Here is a 548-nt window from a genome sequence, read left to right as displayed (position 1 = left end):
TCTCGGAATCACTCTTGTTTTCTCTTCCTCCGCCTACTTAGATGTTTCAGTTCAGCGGGTTCGCCCCCATTGCTGGGTGACAGGCCTTCAACCTGCCGGGTTGCCCCATTCGGACACCCACGGATCAATGCTCATGTGCAGCTCCCCGTGGATTTTCGCAGCTTATCACGTCCTTCGTCGCCTCTGAGAGCCTAGGCATCCCCCATACGCCCTTCTTTTGCTTGTCGCACCTGTACCCTAAGGTACAGATGCCCTCTCGTAATCCTTATATATTCTATTCTACTTCGTGTTTCTTCTTTGACTTCGCACACAACGATATAAAATCGCTGTTGCTCCGTCCCAATATGTCAATGAACTTGTGGCGAATCGCCACTGATATCAAAAAATCAGCGGACAACTTTTGCCGTGGTGGAGAATATCGGAGTCGAACCGATGACCTCCTGCGTGCAAGGCAGGCGCTCTAGCCAGCTGAGCTAATCCCCCATCTTTCAGTTATGAGTTATTAGTTGGGAGTTATGAGTGATAACCCTGTAACTCAACTTCTAAAA

Annotated in this window: 1 tRNA gene and 1 rRNA gene; both read right to left on the bottom strand. The window is 49.3% G+C overall.

The annotated features are described in order from the left end of the window. Window positions 1-227 (bottom strand): 23S ribosomal RNA (locus GO009_RS17385); the annotation flags it as partial. Window positions 228-406: 179 nt separating this feature from the next. Next, a tRNA-Ala gene (locus GO009_RS17380) sits at window positions 407-483 on the bottom strand. Window positions 484-548: the final 65 nt, after the last annotated feature.

The organism is Allomuricauda sp. TY007 (assembly GCF_010468565.1).
GTDB lineage: Bacteria > Bacteroidota > Bacteroidia > Flavobacteriales > Flavobacteriaceae > Flagellimonas.
This window is presented reverse-complemented; position numbering and strand designations above follow the sequence as displayed.